Origin of the sequence: Microcoleus sp. Pol11C2 (assembly GCF_036701505.1) — a bacterium.
Lineage (GTDB): Bacteria > Cyanobacteriota > Cyanobacteriia > Cyanobacteriales > Microcoleaceae > Microcoleus.
This window is the reverse complement of sequence record NZ_JAUBQX010000005.1, coordinates 69,244-89,272: the sequence shown is the minus strand read 5'-3', so window position 1 is coordinate 89,272 and position 20,029 is coordinate 69,244. Positions and strand designations below refer to the sequence as shown.

At 46.2% G+C, this 20,029-nt stretch carries 17 protein-coding genes; 4 read left to right on the top strand and 13 right to left on the bottom strand.

The window, feature by feature from the left end:
• Positions 1-144 precede the first annotated feature (144 nt).
• The 13 genes from uvrC to QUA42_RS04910 all read right to left on the bottom strand — a co-directional run bounded on the left by uvrC (position 145) and on the right by QUA42_RS04910 (position 16,371).
• Positions 145-2,163 carry an excinuclease ABC subunit UvrC gene (uvrC, locus tag QUA42_RS04970; RefSeq protein WP_333135636.1) on the bottom strand — a complete coding sequence of 673 codons (2,019 nt, stop codon included), beginning with the start codon at positions 2,161-2,163 and terminating at the stop codon, positions 145-147.
• Positions 2,164-2,279: 116 nt separating this feature from the next.
• The gene (locus QUA42_RS04965) at positions 2,280-3,032 is read right to left on the bottom strand and encodes an amino acid ABC transporter ATP-binding protein (protein ID WP_333135634.1); all 753 of its coding nucleotides are present in this window, start codon (positions 3,030-3,032) and stop codon (positions 2,280-2,282) included.
• Between the two features lie 54 nt (positions 3,033-3,086).
• Entirely contained in the window at positions 3,087-4,286 is a 1,200-nt protein-coding gene (locus tag QUA42_RS04960) for an amino acid ABC transporter permease (RefSeq protein WP_333135632.1), read from the bottom strand.
• Between the two features lie 42 nt (positions 4,287-4,328).
• Entirely contained in the window at positions 4,329-4,646 is a 318-nt protein-coding gene (locus QUA42_RS04955; protein ID WP_333135630.1) for a hypothetical protein, read from the bottom strand.
• A gap of 47 nt (positions 4,647-4,693) precedes the next feature.
• The gene (locus QUA42_RS04950; RefSeq protein ID WP_333135628.1) at positions 4,694-5,908 is read right to left on the bottom strand and encodes an ABC transporter permease subunit; all 1,215 of its coding nucleotides are present in this window, start codon (positions 5,906-5,908) and stop codon (positions 4,694-4,696) included.
• A 177-nt stretch (positions 5,909-6,085) separates the two neighbouring features.
• Entirely contained in the window at positions 6,086-7,171 is a 1,086-nt protein-coding gene (locus tag QUA42_RS04945) for an amino acid ABC transporter substrate-binding protein (RefSeq protein ID WP_333135626.1), read from the bottom strand.
• Positions 7,172-7,491: 320 nt separating this feature from the next.
• Positions 7,492-7,719 (bottom strand): hypothetical protein, encoded by a 228-nt coding sequence (locus QUA42_RS04940; protein ID WP_190656515.1) that lies wholly within the window; start codon positions 7,717-7,719, stop codon positions 7,492-7,494.
• 315 nt (positions 7,720-8,034) lie between these two features.
• On the bottom strand, positions 8,035-13,140 hold the full coding sequence (locus QUA42_RS04935; RefSeq protein ID WP_333135625.1) for a PAS domain S-box protein: 5,106 nt from the start codon (positions 13,138-13,140) through the stop codon (positions 8,035-8,037).
• A 203-nt stretch (positions 13,141-13,343) separates the two neighbouring features.
• Positions 13,344-13,745 carry a fasciclin domain-containing protein gene (locus QUA42_RS04930; RefSeq protein WP_333058034.1) on the bottom strand — a complete coding sequence of 134 codons (402 nt, stop codon included), beginning with the start codon at positions 13,743-13,745 and terminating at the stop codon, positions 13,344-13,346.
• 372 nt (positions 13,746-14,117) lie between these two features.
• Positions 14,118-14,507 (bottom strand): hypothetical protein, encoded by a 390-nt coding sequence (locus QUA42_RS04925; RefSeq protein ID WP_333135623.1) that lies wholly within the window; start codon positions 14,505-14,507, stop codon positions 14,118-14,120.
• Between the two features lies 1 nt (position 14,508).
• Positions 14,509-14,871: a hypothetical protein gene (locus QUA42_RS04920; protein ID WP_333135621.1), complete on the bottom strand. Its 363-nt coding sequence runs from the start codon at positions 14,869-14,871 to the stop codon at positions 14,509-14,511.
• Positions 14,872-15,144: 273 nt separating this feature from the next.
• Positions 15,145-15,588, bottom strand: a complete 444-nt coding sequence (locus QUA42_RS04915) for an Hsp20/alpha crystallin family protein (protein ID WP_333036736.1) — start codon at positions 15,586-15,588, stop codon at positions 15,145-15,147.
• 495 nt (positions 15,589-16,083) lie between these two features.
• Positions 16,084-16,371, bottom strand: a complete 288-nt coding sequence (locus QUA42_RS04910) for a hypothetical protein (protein ID WP_190656534.1) — start codon at positions 16,369-16,371, stop codon at positions 16,084-16,086.
• A gap of 186 nt (positions 16,372-16,557) precedes the next feature.
• On the opposite strand from QUA42_RS04910, the gene QUA42_RS04905 reads away from it, so the two are divergent.
• From QUA42_RS04905 to plsY, 4 genes are all read left to right on the top strand, one after another.
• On the top strand, positions 16,558-17,352 hold the full coding sequence (locus QUA42_RS04905) for an MlaE family lipid ABC transporter permease subunit (RefSeq protein ID WP_333135618.1): 795 nt from the start codon (positions 16,558-16,560) through the stop codon (positions 17,350-17,352).
• 63 nt (positions 17,353-17,415) lie between these two features.
• Entirely contained in the window at positions 17,416-17,808 is a 393-nt protein-coding gene (locus QUA42_RS04900) for a DUF3119 family protein (protein WP_333135616.1), read from the top strand.
• A gap of 59 nt (positions 17,809-17,867) precedes the next feature.
• Positions 17,868-19,199, top strand: a complete 1,332-nt coding sequence (locus tag QUA42_RS04895) for a DUF3086 domain-containing protein (protein ID WP_333135614.1) — start codon at positions 17,868-17,870, stop codon at positions 19,197-19,199.
• Between the two features lie 112 nt (positions 19,200-19,311).
• Positions 19,312-19,992 carry a glycerol-3-phosphate 1-O-acyltransferase PlsY gene (gene plsY / locus QUA42_RS04890; protein ID WP_333135612.1) on the top strand — a complete coding sequence of 227 codons (681 nt, stop codon included), beginning with the start codon at positions 19,312-19,314 and terminating at the stop codon, positions 19,990-19,992.
• Positions 19,993-20,029: the final 37 nt, after the last annotated feature.

The window sequence follows — 20,029 nt, the reverse complement described above, 5'->3', positions numbered from 1 at the left end:
AAACTAAATATACCACAAGTCTCTGGGGATTGCAATAGGCCTGTGCAAAATTTTTGAATACCTCCCTCACAGTGGCTGAATAGGACTTGCGGCCCGATCGCCCCCTCGCCCCAAAAATCCCCGTCTCCCATGCTGCGTAAGACTTTACGGGTGGAAATAATCGTAAATTTGCTGCGCCAGACGCGGGCCAATCCCAGAAACTTCTGCCAACTGTTCAGGAGTCGCTAAACGGAGGTAGTCGATCGACCGAAAATGTGCTAACAATTGTTTTTGTCGGTGGTGTCCCAATCCGGGAATTTCATCAAGGCGCGATCGCTTCATTCTCTCGCTTCTTCGATCGCGGTGAAAACTTACAGCAAATCTGTGCGCCTCATCCCGCACCCGGCGCAATAATTGTACCCCAGGCTGCTCAGAATTAGTTTGCAGCGGCAAAGATTCCCCCGGCAAAAATATCTCCTCTCGCTGCTTTGCCAAACTGACAACGCGCAACTCTTCTAGCAAATTCATCTCCCGCAAAACTGCCACAACTGCTGACAGTTGACCTTTGCCGCCATCTATCATAATTAAGTCGGGTTTGTCTGAAATAGTATGAGAAACCGATGATAAATTGCTGATTTCTTCCGGTTCTTCTAAGTCGCTAAACCCATCTTCCATCTTCCCTCTTCCTTCTTCCTTCAATCCTCGGAATCGGCGACCGAGAACTTCTGCTAAACTAGCAAAATCATCAGAATGACCCGATTTTATTTCAGGATTTTTAATTTTGTAATGGCGGTAGTGTTGATTGGCGGGCACACCGTCAATAAATACGACGCGGGAAGCTACGGCGTCAGAACCTTGAATGTGAGAAATATCGTAACCTTCAATACGGCGAGGAACTTCTGGCAAATCGAGAATTTCTGCTAAATCTTGCATTGCTTGAGAATTGCGATCGCTCAATCTTTGGATTCTTGCCAATTCATACTCAGCATTGCGTTCCACCATCTCAATCAACTCAGCCTTAGTTTGCCGCTGCGGCGTCAAAATCGTAACTTTGCGCCCCTTACGGTTGCTCAACCAATCTGCTAATATTTCCGCTTCTGGCAATTCGTACTGCACTGAAATTTCGCTGGGAATTTCTACGGATTCGACATTTTGATAGTGTTCTTCCAACACCCGCTGTAAAATCGCTCCGGCCTCTACCCCCCCTCGTTCCCCCTCTTGCCAAGGGGGGGAGGAAAGAGAAAGTTGAGATAACTCTTGATCCCCCTTTGCAAGGGGAGGTTGGGAGGGTATTTCCGCCATAAATCCCAATCTTCCGACCAATTGACCGGCCCGAATTTGGAACAATTGAACGCAAGCGTGCTGACTATCGGCCGCAAGTGCGATCGCATCCCTGGAAACCGTATCGTCGGGCAAAGACACTTTTTGACCCGCACTCAAAGACTGCAAACCCTTAATCTGATCGCGAAGGCGCGCCGCCGTTTCAAAGTTTAAATCTTCGGCTGCCTCTTCCATTTGGGGCTGCAAAATATTGAGCAATTCCTCAGTCCTTCCCTGGAAAATCATCGCTACTTTTTGGATGATTTTTCGATATTCTTCCGGCGAAGTTAACCCTTGACAAACTCCAACGCAGCGCCCGATGTCGTAGTTCAAACAGGGACGGTCTTTAAACAGCGGTTGAGGGCGCTGCCGCAGCGGGAAAATTCGCTTAATTAAATGTAGCGTACTCCGCAGCGCCCCTGTATCGACGTAAGGGCCGTAATAGCGGTCTTTTGCACTACCTGCGCGGCGCTTGCGGGTGATAAAAATGCGCGGGTATTCCTCAGACCAAGTTATGCACAAATAAGGATATTTCTTATCATCTTTGAGGAGGACATTAAAGTAAGGTTGGTGCTGTTTTACGAGGTTTGCTTCTAATGCTAAAGCTTCCGCTTCTGTGTCGGTGGCGATGAATTCAATTTCGCGCACTTGCTGCACCATCATCGCGATGCGGGGACTAAGATTTTGGCTTTCGCGGAAGTAGGAACGGACGCGGTTTCGGAGTTTTTTGGATTTGCCGATGTAAAGGATGCGATCGCTCTCATCGCGCATTAAATATACACCAGGAACCGCCGGAATTTCTTTGAGGCGACTTTCTAGGCGTTCGGAGTCTTTAACTAACGGCAGAGTTTTTGTGGATGGCATTGCAAGCTATCTCAGCAAAATAGAGACTGATTGTACACTCTTTTATTTTACCTTAATTAGGTCGATTTTGACTGCTGCGACCGTCGCCAAACCCACAGATTAAACTGGAAAATCAGTTACAGTATCTGAGATAAAAACTTGCGCGTGCGTTCTTCCTTCGGGTTCTGAAAAAACTCTTCTGGTTGGGCTTCTTCCACTAAAACACCGCCATCCATCAACACAATGCGATCGGCAACTTCGCGCGCAAACCCGACTTCGTGAGTCACCACTACCATTGTAATTCCTGTTTGAGCCAAATTTCGCATTACATCTAACACTTCCCGCACCATTTCCGGGTCTAATGCTGATGTCGGTTCATCAAACAGCATGATTTTAGGCTGCATGGCTAGAGAACGTGCAATAGCGACCCGCTGCTGCTGTCCTCCAGACAACTGTCCGGGATATTTTTTTGCTTGTTCCAAAATTCCAACTCTTTCTAACAGTTGCATTGCAACTTCTTCGGCTTTTTTCTTGGGCCAGCGGCGCACCCATACTGGCGCTAGCATGACGTTTTGCAAAACTGATAAGTGGGGAAACAGGTTAAATTGCTGAAACACCATTCCTACTTCGCGGCGAATTGTCTCGATGTTGCGTAAGTCGTGGGAAAGTTCGATTCCGTCGATCGTAATTTTACCTTGTTGGTATTCTTCTAATGCGTTGAATGTGCGAATAAACGTCGATTTTCCCGAGCCAGAGGGTCCCATCACGACAACCACTTCACCTCGGTTTACGGTCATGCTGACGCCGCGCAGTACGTGAAATTGTCCGTACCATTTGTGGACGTTTTCTGCTACGATTACTTGTTCTGGGGCTGTTAGTTGACTTTCCATAATATTTTTTTATTTTTTAACCGCTGATTAACGCGGATGAACGCAGATATTTTTTTACCTTTCGCCTACTCCTAATGTTCGCTCTATTTTGCGGCTGGCTAAGGACATTGAGTAGCAAAATATCCAATAAATGATGCCTACGAATATGTAAACTTCGGCGTACCTGCCGATATAGGATGGATTTGCTAAAACTGCGCGGGATATTCCGATTAATTCTAACATTCCGAATAGAGATAGCAGGGATGTATCCATGAATAATCCGATGAATTGACCGCCGATCGCAGGAATGACTATTCGCAAAGCTTGAGGCAGTACAATGAGAATTGTGAGTAGGGGTGTATTGAGTCCGATCGACCTCGCTGCTTCTATTTGTCCCCTGGGCACGGCCTGCAAGCCACCACGCACGTTTTCTGCCAAGTAGGCCGCACTAAATAAGGTTAATCCAGCTATGGCTCTAATCACTCTATCTAATTTCGGATATTCTGGTGGCAAGAAGAGTTGCAGCATCACTTGACCTAAAAACAAAATGCCAATTAGTGGTAAACCGCGAATAATTTCAATGTATAATGTTGATAACAGTCTCACAACTGGCAAAGAACTTTGTCTGCCGAGTGCTAGCAATACTCCCAAAGGAAAGGAAAGCACAATACTAATAACTGCTAAAAACAGTGTCAGCACTAAACCGCCCCAATCATTTGTTGACACTTCTGTCAAACCCAACCCGCCTTTAATTAACCACAAAATTATGGGGAAGGAAAGAGCCCAAACTGCTGGCATCCAGCCCATGATTTTTGGGTTAATTTGCCTTCCGAGGACATAGCTGGCGGCGGCTGCGATAATAGTTCCTAAGAGGTAGAGGCGAGAGGTTAGGTCGATCGGCGAAATGACCGCACCCACAACCGCAGCACCGAGTATAATTAGTAAAGGCGGATTCCAAAGACGTTCTGGCCGCTGAATGTTTCCCCAAGTTAATCCTCCCAACAAGGCAATTATGGCTGATACTATCCACAGCCGCCAGTAGGATTCGCGGGGAAATCTGCCGGCGAAAAATAGTGGCAAATTAGCTTCTAAAACGCGCCACTGAGCTTTTGTTGTTGCCCAAACGATAATTCCTTTAATAGTTTGGAAGGCGATAATTAGGCAAACTACTGTCAGAAGGCTGTTGTACCAGGTACTAAATAAGTTTTTGCGCGCCCAATTCCAAGGGGTAGGCGATTCGGTGGCTGGGGGCGGTAATACAGGTATTATTTCCATTTTATTTGTTGGTTATTAATTATTAATTATTAATTGCACTGGCTAAAATACCTCTCCAAAAATCGCAACCCCGCCGTTTAAGCCTCTTTCGGAGTCAAAATTAAAGTCAATACCGGAAAACAAGCTCATTGTATTTTGTAATTGTTCTCTCAGTTCGATTAAAATTGGTGCTGTAATCATTTCCGCACGGAATTTTTCCGTGTTCCTTGCCAGGGCTAACGGTACGTTACGCTTGAGAATTTTTGCTAGTAATTGGCTGCCGTCTAAGTTAGGTTGTTTGCCAAATAAATCGGCGGTTTCCGAATATTTTAATTCAAATCTTTTGAGGAGACCATACAAACTAAAATTACTGTATACCATTTTTTATTTCCTTTAACCGCTGTGGTTATATCTCAAATCTTAACTCTTTACCTCTCCTTGATTTGTACGGTTTTATTGTACCAATTCATGAACAGAGAAACTATCAAACTAATTGTTAGGTATGTTACCATGATAATTAACATTGCTTCGATCGCCCGACCGGTCTGATTCAAGGTCGGAGAGCCCACCACAAAATAAACGTCCGGATAAGCAACCGCAACCGCTAAACTAGAATTCTTAGCTAAATTCAGATACTGACTGGTTAAAGGGGGCACAATCACCCGCAAAGCTTGTGGCAAAATTACCATCCGCATCATTGTTCCAGACTTCAGCCCCAAAGACTTTCCCGCTTCCCACTGGCCTTTCGATACTGACTGAATTCCGGCCCGGACAATTTCTGCAATGTAACTGCCAGTATACAAGCTGAGTCCTGTCACCAAGGCGGCAAATTCAGGAGTTAATTTTAATCCTCCTTCCAGTTGCAATTCTGGTGTCAGGCGGGGGAAATCTAGCCGAAAAGGCAGATTTTTGGTGATAATAAAAGCTAAGATTGCACTCAGCCCGATCGCACCTAAAGCCCAAAACAACTGTCTTCCCGGCTTAGCTTCTTCCAACATCACCCGCGCCCGCCACATCCACAGCCCCGCCGCCGCCAAAACTCCGACTGTTAGCAAAATCACCCAAATCTCGAAACCGGGCAAAACCACAGGCCAAGGTACAGCAATGCCACGATTTGTCAAGTAAATCGGCCCGCGTAACTGCTGATTGTCTTCCAGTTTTGGCAGGGAAATGAAAACTGCAAAATACCAGAAAAATAATTGCAGCAATAACGGCGTATTTCGCAAAATTTCTACGTACAAACCAGCCAAATTCCGCAGCAACCAATTGTCTGAAAGGCGGGCAATTCCCACCGTCAAACCCGCAATTGTTGCGAAAACAATCCCCAGACCCATTACCCGCAGCGAGTTGATTAAACCGACCAAATAAGCTTGTCTGTAACTGTTTTCGGGACTGTAGGGAATCACGCTTTCGCCGATGTCAAATGATGCTTGGGAATTGAGAAAGTCAAATCCAAATTCAATTCCCAGTTGCGAGTAATTTGCACTGAGATTATCCCAGAAAATGGCGATAATAGCTATTACTAGAATTAGGGCGATCGCCTGTCCGGCTATTTTCCAGAAGCGATCGTCCCGCAGCAGTTTTGATATATCTTTAAATGTGGGCAATTTTTGCGATTTACCCGGTTGAGGTTCTGGGTTCATAACTGTTTATTTAATGTAGAGCGCACTCTACCTAACTTTAGCCTGCCTAAAATATCTTTTAGGGTGCGCCTAACAAGCACCTTAAAAGTCGGGTAAGCGCGGAGTACCTTGCTGTCTAAAATATCTTGTTGGTTAACTGTTAACAGTCAACGGTCAACAGTTAACAGTTAACTAAAATTAGCGGAACGGCGGCGAGTAAAGCAAACCGCCATCTTTCCAGAGTCTGTTTTGACCCCGTTCTAACTTGAGTGTACTTTTGGGGCCGAGGTTGCGATCGTACATTTCCCCGTAATTCCCCACTTTCTTCACAACGCGGACTGCGTAGTTGTTCGGGAGTCCCAAGCCTTTACCTAAATCTCCTTCTGTTCCTAGCAAACGTTTGATGTTCGGGTCTGTAGTGCTTGCAACAATTTGGTCTACATTTCCTGAATTAATTCCCAAATCTTCAGCTTCAATCGCAGCAAAAACGACCCATCTCACCGCGTCAGCCCATTTAGGATCGCCGCTTTTCACCGCTGGGGCTAACGGTTCTTTTGACATCACGATCGGCAAAACAACATTATTTTCGGAATTCGGCAGAGTTGTCCGCTTCGAGACTAGCTGGGATCGATCGGCAGTAACACCTTGACAGCGACCTTCTTGATAGGTAGCAAAGACAGCATTCACATCTTCAAACACCACAGGAGTGTATTTAACTCCTAATTTTCGCATTTGGTCGGACAAATTTTGTTCGGTGCTCGTACCTGTCTGGACGCAGATAGATTTGCCCGCAAAATCTTTTAAACTTTTGATGCCGCTGTCTTTTTTGACCATGATGCTTTGAGAGTCATAAAAGATCACCGGGGCAAATTCCAGTCCGGTAGTGGTGTCGCGGCTGGCCGTGTAGGTGGTATTGCGGCTGAGAATGTCGATTTCTCCGGCCTGCAAAACTGTAAATCTATCTTTAGCGTTGAGCTTTCGGTACTCGACTTTTTCGGGGTCGTCAAATATTGCCGCCGCCACAGCCCTGCACACATCCACATCCAGTCCCGAATATTTGCCTTTTTCGTCTACAAAGCTAAAACCCGGCAGTTCGCCGCTGACGCCACAAATCAGTTTGCCGCGGCTGACAATTGTATCTATCCGGCTGGAACCTTGTTGCGAGTTGCCACCTGCAGTAGTTGTTGCTGTTGTTTGTCCGGTTTGTGCCGATCGATCCCTACAAGACGCCAACGGTGCCACAAATAACACACTTGCTAGTAGCAGAAATCCCCATTTACGCATAGATTTTAGTAGAACGCTTTCCTGACAATCCTACCTTGTAGCTGTCGAGAACTGTGGCGATCGGCGATCTACAAAAGCCTCCGGCTTCAAATTAGCCGTTCTGCATCCGGTGCTGCACTGCTGCAACTGCACCGACTACCCGCCTGTTTTTTTTTGAGCAAACTGGGAGCCCAGAGTTGGAAACCCGGTTTCCGGCTGGAGGTCTGGTCGTCAAACCTAAGATTTATCCTTGAAACCCGGTTTCTTTTCTGCTATTTCTGCCCAGCGCAAGGGCTCATCGCCCTTCCCTGGAATATTTATCCGATTTTGATTGAATCCGCTCACAGTAGCTCTGGTGCGAGCCGCTGCTCAGCTAAATCGCGGATTAGGGAAAGCCGAGACTGGATGTATTCGTCCAACACATCTGCTTCTTTGCCATTAAGCGCAGAGTTCGTTTTTAACTGCTTTAGCAGCCACTGTACCAAGGTCGCATCGTCTAAATTTACTAACAGAGTAGCTTGGGTGGTCTCAATTAATGACCAGAGTTGGCGTAACATGACTGGAGTCATAAAACCTCGTTGAGCGTAAATACGCACTTAATGGGCGGGCATAGCGAAAAGCTGGTCTTGGTGTCTCAAGCCGATAGACGAAAAGCACCCTTATGTCGATCGGCTTAATGATTATTTTATATTTGACCAGAATAACTTAATAAAGTAGTGTCACAAGCTACAACACACAAGATGTTATAAGAGTTCCCAATTCCGTCACATTGAGATAAATATCTTGATAAAAGATTAAAAATCTTTACACGCGAGCGATCGTGGGGCTGCCAAGAGCCGTCCGCGATCGGGCTGGAGAGCCCGGTTCAAAACAAAATTGATTGATTACTCACTAGCCACCAACTTTTCAACCCCCGCCAGAATTATTTCTAATTCAGCGATGATTTTTGTAGCCCCCTCCAAATCATTAGATTCAGCCCGACTTTGAAGCTGATCTGCCATGTCGGGCATTAACCGCACCGCCGCCGTAGCGCTGACACCTTTAATTTGATGAGCGTGGCGGGCGAGTGTCTCCATATCTCCCGAAGCAATCGCCTCCTTAGCAGCTTCTAAATAACTACCTGTATCCACCACAAAAGCTTGCAGTATTTCCCGCTCAAACTCTAAATCAGCGCCCGAAATTTCGTGCAGACGTGCCATATCGACTAGCGATTCGATATCTGGCTCAGAATTTTGAAGTTCCTCGCCCTTAAACTTGGGAGTTTCAATTTTTAGCTTGGCGGACCAATTTTCTAGTACCGATTTTAACTTTTCAATCGCAATAGGTTTGCTAATATAATCGTCCATGCCCGCCGCCAGACACTTTTCCCGATCGCCCTTCAAAGCATTCGCCGTCATCGCAATCACCACCGTCTTTTGATGCGGCTGCATCTTCCCAGCAGCAACATCTGCCGCTTCTAGGCGGCGCAATTGCAGCGTTGCTTCGTAACCGTCCAAAACCGGCATCTGACAGTCCATCAACACAATGTCATATTTTTTCAGAGCAACCATAGATACCGCCTCTGCACCGTTATTGGCCACATCCGCCGCGCATCCCAAAACTCTGAGTTGATTCAGACCAACTTTTTGATTGATTGGAGTATCTTCAACTAACAAAATCTTTAAACTTGCTAAGTCCCGGTTGTCAATAGCTGAGGCTCGATTGGACGTTGAATTTGGCAGTGGCTCATCAATCAGCGTCATCGGGGCGATCGCATTCGCCAAGCAATCAAATAGTCGGTGAGCTTTCACAGGTTTAGTTAGATACCCGCTAAAACCGCTATCTACCAAGCGTTTCGCCTCTGCAAGCTGAGTCATTGAAGTCAGCACCACCCACTTTGTCTGCTGCATTGCAGGCTCAGAAATCCTCAAGCGTTCGAGACTCCCCGCCACCATTTCCGGCAACTGAATATCAACCAAAACGATATCGTAAGGGGAATTAAGGCTGACAGCTTTGTACATAGATGCGATCGTCATCCAACCGTTCTCAACCTCCTCAACCTCCATTCCCCACAAAACAGCCATTCTCACTAGCACTTTTCGCACTGTCGGCTTGTCGCTGGCAACTAACATTTTTCGCCCGGCCAGCACCGTTTCAAAATTCACTTCGCACGCTGTCCCGACAGCAGTTAAATTTTCATTAACTGTCGGCACAGTAAACCAAAAAGTCGAGCCTTGGCCAGGGGTACTTTCCACACCAATTTGCCCACCCATTAACTCCACCAACTCCTTGGAAATAGCCAGCCCCAAACCTGTGCCACCATATTTTCTTGTCGTAGAGGCATCAACTTGAGTAAAAGATTGAAACAGCTTTTTTTTGTCTTCGGGAGCAATCCCAATCCCTGTATCTGTGACTTTAAACAGCAGGAGCAGAGAGTCATTGTTTTCTGTTTTTAACGGTTCGATATTGTCTAAAATTTTCTGATTTTCGCTGGCGGCTAATAACCCCGAATTACTAGCATTAGCTACCTCAATTACAACTTCTCCTGCTTCTGTAAACTTAATAGCATTGTTGATCAAATTAGTGAGTATTTGCCGCAACCGCGCTGCATCACCTTTAATTTGCACCGGCACGTCGCTGTCAATCAGCGCCACCACTTCTATACCTTTTTCTTGTGCGGGAGTGGCCAACAAATCCAGCACTTCATTCATACAGATACTCAGGTTAAATTCTAGTATTTCTAAGCGCATTTCTCCTGCTTCCAGTTTGGAGAGATCCAAAATATCATTAATGATGGAGAGTAAATTTTGACCGCTGAGTTTCAGCGTCTGTACAAAGTCAAGCTGTTCGGAAGTAAGATTCGTTTTCAGCAGCAACTCAGTCATCCCCATGACTCCATTCATCGGAGTACGGATTTCGTGACTCATATTTGCTAAAAATAGCGACTTCATTCGAGACGCTTCTAGGGCTGCTTCTCGGGCCTGCTGCGCTTGTTCAAAAAGAGTAGATTGCTGAATGGCGATCGCCAATTGTACGCTCAACCTTCCCAGCAAATCCATCTCAGAATCAGTCCAAACACGCGGAGCGCTACACTGATGGGCAATCAGCAATCCCCACAACCGATTTTGACTCGTTTCCAAACTCCTTCCCGGCAGTTCAATTCGAGTTTCCGGCGAATATTCTGCTGCCAACCCCTGACTTTCATCGCCTATAAAAATTGGTACAACTAAATTAGCCCTTACCTGTAAACTAGCAAGTAAATCTCGGTGTTCCTCGCTCAAATTGGCCGTATAAATATCTGCCATTGCTTGAATTGTTTCTGCACTGTACAGCCATACATAACTTTCCCCAAAGGATGTTCTTTGAACTTTTCTGCCCAGCAGGGGCATCCAATCATCCCCTACAGATTCCACAACAACCAGCGCTGTTTCCTCGGACTCAAAACGATAAATTACCGTGCGATCAGTTGCCAGCAACTGTCGCACTTCGTGTACAGCAGTGCTCAGAGTTTGAGTCAGGTTGAGAGACTGGCGGACTCGCTGGGCGATCGCCGAAACCAGCCGTTCTTGTTCTGCTTGTTCGCGCAGCATTCTCTCAGCTTGCTTGCGTTCGGTGACATCGCGAATTACCGCAGCAAAGCACAGCGGTTCGGTGGTTTGAGGGTGCTTGACCAGAAAAGCATTCATCACAACATCTATGGGTTGTCCGTTGCCCAAGTGCTGCATTTGACCTTCGCCTTGCCACTGACCATGACTGATAATTGTTGGTAAAATCTCTTGACTGAATTTCTGTTGAAAATAAGGCCCAATATAATCCCATATCTCCGTATAAAGCACTGCCGAAAGATTCTCTACACCCACCAGTTTTCGTCCGGCTTCGTTGACAAACAGTGTTTGGCCTTTCAGGGTAGCCATACCAATAAAATCGCTGCTGTTTTCAATCAGCGACACAAATTTTTGCCGTTCTTCTTCTCCTTTTTTGCGTTCGGTAATGTCGCGCTTGACGCAGACATGACAAATTACATCGTCGGCGTTGTTAATCACAGAGTATGCTGCAACGTCGATCGCCAGCGTCTGGCCTTTTTTAGTGCAGTTAGTAATTTCGCCCCGAAAAGTTCCTGTTTTCGCTAAACTTTGGGCAATTGCCGAAAAGCGCTCCCCCGCAAGCAGCGGCGAAGCTTCTGCTTCTAATTCCGCGTCTGTGTATTCTAAAAGCGTTTGGTGAGCAAGATTTTGTTCGAGGAAAAACCCGTCAGCATCGATAATGACGATCGCATCATTGGAGTTTAAAAATATTTCTCGGTAAAGCTTTAGTTTTTCCTCCGCTCGCTTGCGTTCGGTTATGTCTCTTTTGACATTTACGTAGCAAACTACATCCCCAGCATCATTTAAAACCGCAAAAGCCGAAACCTCCACCTCAACTGTTCCTGCTTGCATAGCCTTAATACAGGTCATTTCGCCTCGGTAACTCCCTGTTTCTGCCAAGCTTTGCAGCACAGACATAAATGCCTGTTCACCCATGTGAGTGGCAGGCGTTTTTCCCCACAATTTTGACGCGCTGTGACCCAGCAAAGCCGTGTGAGCTTGATTTGTTTCTAAGTAATAGCCTTCGGGGTCTAGGATCGCGATCGCATCGTTGGATTTCAAAAAGATTTGTTGATAAAGTTGCAGCTTCCGTTCAGCTTGTTTCCGGCCGCTAATATCCGTGAACAAGCCGTAGTAAACAATCTCCCCCGATGCTTGAAATTCGGGCTGGGAAGCTCCTTGCACCCATTTAAGTTTTCCTGACGGAGTGACAATTCTTCCTTCCCACCGCCAAGGCTGCAAATTTTCAGCAGAAAGCGTCACTGAGTTGAGAAAATCATCTCGATCTTCGGGATGAATCATGTCAACAATTACATTAAAATCCTGCTGAGCAGCCTCTGGTTCTATTTCATACAATTCTCGGCAGCCCGCGCTCACAAACGAGAAAGCCATCGAGCCGTCTGGATGCAAGTCAATTTGATATACCGTACCGGGTACGCTAGCAGTAATTTTTTGCAGTTTGGCTTGGCTTTGATTCCTAGCTTCATCTGTGGCCTGCAATTGACCAATCTCTCTAGAAAAACCTAAAACCCCAAATATATTACCCTCTGCATCGCACAGTGGCACTTTTTGCGTATCAAAGACGTGCTGTTTGCCACCTTCAAAGACGATCGCCTGGTAGGGATTGCGAACCCTCTCCCCAGCCAGCACAGCTCGATCTTCCTCGCGGATGCCCCTAATTTGGCGGTTGCGATCGCCAAATACTAATTCGGCTGGAAACCCTAATTCAATATCATCTTTACCGATAATTTCCTCAACACTTTTCCCCAAATATTCAGCAAAACTTTGATTGAAAAAAATGTATCTAAAGTTTCTATCTTTCGCAAACACTCTGTCCGGAGCCTCGTCCATTACAGCCCGCAACAATAGTTCTTGACTTTCCGAATCCAGAGCAAAATTATTTTGAAATCTATCCTTGGCACTGGTCGTTTGACGTGCTAAAGTTACTAACTGTTTTGCACAAATTTGAGCTACAGTGTGGAGCAAACAAAGGTGTTCCAAATTAAAAGCAGTTGCTTGCTCTGCACCAATGAAAAATACTCCCAACAATTCTTCACTTTCATCCAGGTTGGCTGGTGCCATCAAGACCGACTGAAACTGAGCAATTGGTGGCTGAGTGATGCTGTGCGCCCAGTCCCGATTGCCAGCAAGCCATTCAGCGCGAGCAGCTTGCAAGCGCCCTTCCATTTCGGCTTTGGTGCTAGCACTTAACGGCTGTAAGTGTTCCAGATATATTTGATCGTCCGGTAGCGTCAAAAGGGCGATCGCCTGTGTGGGAATGAGGCGATCGAGATGTGCCAGACACGCAGACCAAATTTCCTCAACACTGAGAGCGGCTTGAACTTTTGCAGTAAGTTCGTTGAGAACTTGCAGTTCCAAGGTACGCTGGCGGACTTTTGCTTTGAGGCTGGCGGCTAGGATTTGCATAGTGCTCACCAAACTGGTTTGCTTATATTATAATTATTGATTTTTAAACTTTTTCAAACAATCATCTTAAAATACCTCCGCCGAAAAAACAACTTTTTTATATTGAAATTACCTTCAACCGATAAAAAAAAAGCGTGCGATCGGGAGCAAAGCGGCACCGCAAAGCACCTGCTTGGCTCCCGCAGGGAGATTAGACGGCGAAATTATCCCATTAAAATCACGTTATCAATGACGTGGATGACGCCATTGTCTGCTTCGATATCCGCAGCGACAACTGTAGCATTTTTCACCTCAAAACCGTCAGAACAATCAATTTTAATCGGCGAACCTTCTAAGGAAGTAACAAAACCGACTTTTGCCAAATCAGCCTTCATAAACTTCCCCGATACGACGTGAAACATCAAAATCCTGGTCAGTTGGGGAACGTTCTGTACTAGGGTTGTGATAGTTCCCGGCGGCAATTTCGCAAAAGCATCGTCAGTGGGTGCAAAGACAGTGAAAGGGCCCGGACTTTTGAGCGCATCTACTAAATTAGCTACTTGCACCGCCGTTACCAGGGTTTGAAACGAACCCGCACCTACGGCAATGTCAACAATATCAGGCATTGTGTTTTACCTCATTTGCAAAAAATGTTCTCTTAAGTATCCTAAACTGAGGCTGGCAACAATACCTACTGTCTTTTTTGAAAAATTGGTAATGATTTTCTAGTGAGGACTTCGATCCTCAGATTTTTGCTGAGGACTTCAGTCCTCACTACAAACCTAATAATATAGGACTTACGCATGGGAGCCCAGAAACCGGGTTTTTTACGAAAATACTTCGTTAAAACCCGCACATTAGGTAAAAAAACTGCTGGTTGAGCGAAATCGAAACCCAGTTTCGAGGAGTCGGAGTTCGTCCAGGAATGTAATAGTTATTTTACCAGACATAATATTACTAACCGCTTGGCCCTTTAACCGTGCGGTACTTTTAAATTGCTACAAGAGTGCTGGCGATTGTGATACCACAACCTCTGTTTCTAAATCTGCTACTTCAGCATTTAGGTTGTCTCCCTTGTGAATGCTAAAACTGCCGTACAAAATTGAAATTTCAAAAATATCGGTATGAATCAAAGCTGCTTTCCGGTGCGCCTTTTCACCCAAATGAAAACCAATCAAATCAGCTAATGGTTCTTTTACTTCCTCTTCATCATGAACCTCCCAAATAATTTCTCGGCAGTCTTGAAAAACTAAAGAGTAAGGCAATCGATCGCCTGTAGGATCGTAGATACATTCCAGTAATACTTCATTCCCCCACAAAGACACATTTACATTTTTCACGAGGGATGTAAGTCCACCTAAATTAAGCAAGTTGTAGTCATCAGGCATATTAATTACTCACTTTTTCTCCAGGAATGTGCGTATCCGGAATCTGATTGCCAAATTCATCGCGTGTTTGGAGTACGCTACCATCTTTGTCAAGACGCAAACCCCAGTTTATTCTTCTACCATCTGAGCCATATCGCGGTGCTGGCAGGCGAACAACTTCACTATTAGTGCGGATTATGACTTTTGACCTGTCAGAAAATTTGTATTCAACATAATTTCCTGAAGAACTTTTTACCTTAGCACCCAGTCCGCGCAAAAAGTCATCGACTTCTTGGCGAGTCATCCCAGTTAAGTCTCCAAACTCAGATGCAATTCCATTTCCTCCAACTCCCTGACTCGGCACGCAAGTCTCCTTACCAACCATTGCTTATTGGAGTTTAGCACGGTTGGATAAGGGGATGAAGAAAGTTCGGCAACGGATTCGCTTTCTGAGGATGTAACGGATGGATGGATGGAAGAAAGAAGAAGGAAGGAGGAAGGAAGAAAAAGGAAGAATCATTACTCAAACTCGCAATGCCCAAGGCTTTTAGACCCAATTTTCAATTCCCAATAACCAATTATCAATTCCCAAAAGAAATAGGGGGTGCCTTGCGCCCCCTACTAATTAACTAAAACTAACTAAAGTAGGAAACAATTATTAGCCGCCGATTTGCACTTTCACCACGCGGTTCTTTTCTGCTTCCGCTTTGGGCAAATTCAGGTGCAAAACTCCATTTTTGTACTCAGCTTCTACGCTGTCATTTTGAACCCGTGCGGGTAGGGGAATCACCCGGCGGAACGAACCGTAGCGGAACTCAGAGCGAGTCATGCCTTTATCTTCACTCTTAGTTTCCAGGCGGCGTTCGCCACTGATAGCAACAGCTTCTGCGGTTACTTGTACGTCCAAATCCTTAGCTTCCATGCCCGGAACTTCTAATTTAAGGTGGATGGCTTCGGGAGTTTCATCGAGTTCGGCGGGGGGTACAAAAGCAACACCGTTAGATGCGCGATCGGTTGCCGGTGTCAAGCTATCAAACAACCGATTCATTTCTCGTTGCAAGGAGTCCATTTCCCGCAAAGGTTCCCAACGAATAAGTGCCATAACTAATACCTCGACTATCTGAAGTTTTTAGGGTTGAGAAACACTTGACTCAACCTGTATTTAATATATTCCAGCTCCAGAAACTGGGGGATTCGGTTTTCCGCAAAAAGGCCGATCGCATTACCGAACATTTGCGAGCAATAATGTTGAGGGAGTCGGTTGGAGAGTTGAGATTTGAGATTGACTCCACAGATGAATCTGGAAGTTTGACCAAGAGTCTAAAATTTCAAGTATCCGTTTTTGGGCGAAGTCAGCCGATTTGAGGTTGGAGAGTTGAGATTTGAGATTGACTCCACACATGACTCGGGAAATTTTAACTTTGGTCTAAAATTTTCTGCTCTCCACCACTCCTGTCTGCTAGCAACTATCCCTTTGTGGGGGAAGTCATTGCAGGTGGCGGTATTCGATCGGATCGGAACCCAACAATTTGAGATTTTAGATTTAATTTAGAATTCCCAACCTAAAATCTTAAATTCGACATATAACGAAACAAAATTAACTCCACCGCGAATGCTGATAAGAAGCGTAGGTATCAAACAAAGCACCCACCAAACCAAAAGTTAGACCGATGACGAAAAAACCCTGGAGGGGACAGCCGCTGCCGAAAGTAGCTAAGAACTGCAAAATCATGTCTTCTCCAGAACGACCAACTCCTTGGAGAGCAGGCACGAAGCCGATCAGCGAAAAGCTAGTCAATCCCGCGCCGATTAACAATACGGGAGCGACAAAGCTCAACAGGCTGGTCAACAGTACAGAGCGAAGAAAATTGGGAAAAATGCTCATAAGAGTCAGTAAATTCAGCTAAACTGCCGAAAGGTGCAAGCAAACAAAACTTGTCCTTTTCTACGATAGGCAGCGATCGCCCTCAGTGGCCGGTTCTGTCAGAAATCTTAAATGTTATAGAAAAAACTTGTTTAAGATTTGTAGATAGATTTCATTTTTTGCAGTTGTTCTACACTCGAAATCCCCTTGAGCACCACTACACCATCGAGCCTCAGTTTGTGGAGTCAGCGGTTGCTGGCAGCAATTTTATTGGGCGGCCAAGTCATGCTGCACTTGCTGAAGGGCAAAATTCACCGTCGCAACACGATCGACCAAATGGCAGCAGTCGGCCCGGAATCTCTGCTGATTGCTTTGCTGACTGCGGGTTTTGTCGGCATGGTATTTACTATTCAGGTAGCGAGGGAATTTATTAACCTCGGGGCCGGCAATGTCGTCGGTGGCGTTTTGGCTTTGTCTTTGACTCGCGAGCTCGGCCCCGTCTTAACAGCCGTCATCGTGACGGGACGGGTAGGTTCGGCTTTTGCAGCGGAAATCGGCACGATGCAGGTAACAGAACAAATAGATGCCCTGCTGATGCTCAGAACAGACCCGATCGACTATTTAGTAATTCCCCGCGTCCTGGCTTGCTGCTTGATGCTGCCAATTTTAACCATCATGTGTCTCGTCACCGGCATCCTCGGCGGACTGCTGATTGCTACGACGATGTACGGCATCTCTCAAAGTGTGTTTTTAGAATCAGTCCGCAATTTCCTGAGTCTGTGGGATATTTGCAGCGCGGCAATTAAGGCTTTTGTATTCGGTGGCTTGATTGCTGTAATCGGCACTAGCTGGGGTTTGACCACCACAGGCGGGGCAAAAGGCGTTGGTCAATCGACTACTACGGCGGTGGTGACGGCTTTACTGGCTATTTTTATTGTGAACTTTTTCATGACTTGGCTGATGTTTCAGGGGACGGGCTCTAGCGTACTCAAAGGCTTGTAAGCTAGGAAACAGATAAAATATGAATAATCGGCAACATTCGTTTACTACCCTTGATTTAAACCCGTGAATACCACTGCCTCTTCGACTGCGCCGACAAGTACGATCGAACTCGCTCCGAGTTATGCGATTCCCTTAGTCCTGGTACTGGCGGCCCTACCGCTGCTGTTCGTGCAAAAGTGGGTGAGTTTGCCACTTTCGCTGTTCGGCTTGTTTCTGATGTACCAAACCGCCACCCTCCGGCTGCAATTCACCCCAACCGATTTGGACATTTATCGATCGTCCAACTTAATCCGCCGCTTTCCTTACCGAGAATGGCAAAATTGGCGGATATTTTGGCCCGCTGTGCCGATTTTGTTCTATTTCAAAGAAATTAACAGCATTCACTTTCTGCCGGTTCTGTTCGATCGTAAAATGCTACAGGCCTGCTTAGAACAGCGCTGTCCCCGTCAAGACTAAAAAAGTTGTTAATTTTAAATTTTTAACTTTTCCGTGCCCCACGCCGAACAAAATTTCCCATGAATTCAGACGAATCTCCAACCCAAGAACCGCAACCACAACCAGCCGCCCCAAGCGGTGACGGCGAAGTCGATTTACCCGTGAATGAGACGGAGTACCAACTTCTATCTCAAACACGAGATTTGTGGATCGACGAAAATGAGCTGCCAGCCCAACTCCCGCCAGAAACAGACCCACCGCTGAGCGAGGAAGATGCCGAAATCGCCCAATTCGTGGACGAAGCAGGCGCAATCTCCCAAATTGCGCCCAACACCGACGATGGCGAATCAGAAAGTCCGATCGCTCAAATCGAGCTTCCCACAGACTCCCAGCCAACAGCAACCCCAGAAACGGTAACGGACATCCCAGAAAATGTTACCGAACAGTTGGCACAGAGAGTCAAAGAATTGCAGCAGCAAGAACAAGCTTTGACAGAAAAAATTGCAGCCTTGGAAGCCGACAAAGCCAATGCTATAGAAGCGTTGGGCGAGGCTCAATCATCGATCGGGCGTTTGGTACAAGACGGCTTGATTCAATTAGATCAGCGCAAACAAGCGCTACAAATCGAAGTAGAAAAACTCGAACGCCGGCGCGATCGAATTCAAAAGGAAATGCGAACCACTTTTGCCGGCGTTTCCCAAGATTTAGCAATTCGAGTCCAGGGTTTCAAAGACTATTTAGTAGGCAGTTTGCAGGATTTGGCCGCTACCGCCGAACTCTTAGATTTGACGCCACCAGTGCAAGAGACACCCAAGCAAATTCCTGCTGATGAGTCTCAATCCTCAGCATCGGTAAATCCCAAATTTGCCGAACAGGGATTTCAAGAACAAGCCAAACAAATTCGCCGCACCCTCGACCAATATCGCACTGTCCCCGACTACTACGGCCCGCCTTGGCAACTTCGCCGCACTTTTGAACCCATCCACGCGGAACGAGTTTCTAACTGGTTTTTCACCCAAGGAGGAAGGGGTGCTTTGCGGACTATGGGCTCGCGCTTGCAAAATATCTTGATTACTTCGACAATTATTTCTGTACTCAGAAGCGTGTACGGTGGACGGGTGCGGACTTTGGTGCTCGCTAACAGTCCCGAACGTTTGGGAGAGTGGCGCCGGGGTTTGCAGGACTGTTTGGGCATTACTCGCAGCGATTTTGGCCCAGAACGGGGGATTATTATGTTTGAGTCTGCGGAAGCTTTGGCTCAAAAAGCCGATCGACTGGTGAAAGATGGCAAATTGCCGCTAATTGTCATTGATGAAACTGAGGATTTAATTAGTTTGTCAATCCTGCAATTTCCGCTATGGCTGGCCTTTGCTGCCGATCCGCAAACTTTGATGGCTGCTAAGGATTTTTGATGGGTAATTGGTAATTGGTAATTGGTAATTGCTAATTAGTAATTGCTAATTGCTAATTATGCTAGGGGAAAGGTTGCAAAATTTAAAAGTACACGAAATCTCAAATTAAAAAATGGCTAGCTGGATAATTTTAAATGGCACATTGCTAATAGCAGCTTATCTGCTGGGATCGATTCCTACTGGTTACGCCTTGGGGAAATGGATGCTAGGAATTGATATTCGAGAGGTTGGTTCGGGTTCGACTGGTGCGACTAACGTACTGAGGACTTTGGGTAAGTGGCCTGGGTTGGGGGTGTTGCTGGTTGACGTGTTGAAGGGGGTAAGTGCGATCGTCCTAATCCGCTACATTTACTCTCTCACTTTTACCAGCCAGCTAGCAACCGCCGCAGGTTTAGAAAATACTGCAACTGTCATCCCTTGGATGGCAACTTTGGCGGGTTTCTCTGCTGTTTTGGGCCACAGCAAATCAATCTGGCTGGGGTTTACCGGCGGTAAATCTGTGGCTACGAGTTTGGGAGTTTTGCTTGGTTTGTACTGGCCAGTAGGTTTGGGAACTTTCGGAATTTTTGGAATCGTGTTTGCAGTGTCGCGAATTGTTTCTTTAAGTTCGATTATCGGGGCAATTAGCGTTGCGGGATTGATGTTTGCTTTACATCAGCCCCTAGCTTATGTATTGTTTGGCCTTGCTGGCGGTGTGTTTGTAATTGTGCGGCACCGGAGCAATATTCAGCGGCTTTTGAACGGTACTGAACCGAGGATTGGAGAGAAATTGGAAACAGCAGCTAGCGAGTGATAATTAGTATTGTTGTACCGCTGGTTGCAGATTACTA